The organism is Sinanaerobacter chloroacetimidivorans (assembly GCF_018128545.1).
Lineage (GTDB): Bacteria > Bacillota > Clostridia > Peptostreptococcales > Anaerovoracaceae > Sinanaerobacter > Sinanaerobacter chloroacetimidivorans.
This window is the reverse complement of record NZ_JAGSND010000050.1, coordinates 1-1746: the sequence shown is the minus strand read 5'-3', so window position 1 is coordinate 1746 and position 1746 is coordinate 1. Positions and strand designations below refer to the sequence as shown.

At 41.1% G+C, this 1746-nt stretch carries 2 protein-coding genes; both read right to left on the bottom strand.

The genetic code is table 11. The features are described from left to right. Window positions 1-802, bottom strand: an 802-nt coding sequence (locus tag KCX82_RS22790; RefSeq protein ID WP_227020733.1) for an N-acyl homoserine lactonase family protein, incomplete at its 3' end; no start/stop codon positions are given. Between the two features lie 86 nt (window positions 803-888). Then, window positions 889-1746: aldo/keto reductase (locus tag KCX82_RS22785; protein WP_465250704.1), on the bottom strand; the 858-nt coding region annotated here is incomplete at its 5' end.

Here is a 1746-nt window from a genome sequence, read left to right as displayed (position 1 = left end):
AATATAAGTGAGGCACCTTTTCCCATTTCTCAAATTGGTCAGGATCATGGGAGAACCATATCTCAGCATCATATTTCTTTTGATAATCCTTAACCTTTCTTATACTTTCATGAAAAGCCACAGAATCATTTAAAAAGCCAGGCAAGGCTCCATGGAAGATTTCATCACAAGTAATAGCATCTCCGGTCAGGATCCTCGTACCGCTTTCCAGTTCGAGAATACAGCCAAGACTGCCCGGGGTATGGCCCGGCAGGGTAATCAATGTAATCCCTGGGAAGATTTCTGTGTCCCTGTCAATATAATGATATTTTTTTACAGGGCAAAGGACTTCTTCCCTTATATACCAGCCATGTGTTGATACATCAGTTGAATTCATGACAGTAGCACATGCATTCATCATTTCGGTTCTGCTTACAAAAAACTCCGCTGTGTCTTTAAATAGATCAATATAACCGGTATGATCCATGTGTAAATGTGACAGAATTACATACTTGATGTCTTCCGGTTTCAGCCCTAATGAAGCTAATTGATTTTCTATTCTCAGTTCTTCAGAGCCTTCGTATTTATCAAACTTCGTAATATGTTTCGGCCAAGTATCTCCAGAGTCGACTCTTGACCCCAAATCCCATAAAATCCATCCTGCTGTGGGATGCTGAATAACAAACATCGTATGCGGTGACCGGAACCATTTTGGTCTGACATCCGGATGATCCCAGGTCAAAACGGTATGGAAGCTGATCATAAAGTTTGAATCTACAATTCCGACCCCGCAAGGAATGACCCCTGCTTTTAAGCCCTTCATCATTCATCTCCATTCTTTGACTTTAAAATTATCCTTACCAAATTATCATTTCACGGCAGAGGTTTATAATTCCTTTGAAGAGTTTATCAATAATCCAAATTATCCGGATCAAACCCCGAATAACCGCAATCAGTCACTCTATCAATGATAGCTGAATCTTCCGGTGAAATTTCAAAATCAAACACATTGAGATTTTCTTTCATTCGGCTGGGAGTCACTGATTTTGGCAAAGGTAAGAGTCCTTTTTGGAGGATCCATCGTAACGTAATCTGGGCTACCGTTTTTTGATATTTTTCCGCCAATTCAATTAAAGCAGCATTTTGAAAGATTCCGCCATTTGACAGTGGTCCCCAAGCTTCAACCAGTAAGTTATGTTTTTTGCTGTAATTGACTGTTTCCTCCTGAAGAAAGCCAGGATGAAACTCTATCTGATTGACCATCGGCTGTATTTTTGCATTTTCCATCAGCGGCTCCAAATGATGTTGACGGAAATTGCTCACTCCTATTGCTTTGATTTTTCCCGCCTCGTAAAGTTCCTCAAAGGCTTTCCAGGTCTCACGATTAGCCTCTTGCCAGTTGTTCTTGGAGGCCTTTGCAATTGGCCAGTGAATCAAATAGAGATCGAGGTAATCAAGCTGAAGATCGTGCAGGGTTTTCTCAAATGCCTTCATTGTAGATTGATATCCTTTTTCATCATTCCACAACTTGCTTGTGATGAATAGCTGCTCCCTGCTGATTCCTGACTTCTTGATCGCGATTCCTACACTTGATTCGTTCTTATAAGCAGCTGCACAGTCAATACTGCGATATCCGGCATGAATCGCTTCCAGCACCGATTGCTCCGTTTCTAGTCCAGGGGGCGTACGATAGGTACCAAATCCAATTGCAGGGATTTTTAGACCATTGCTTAAAGTATAATAAATACTCATATGATTGATCTCCTT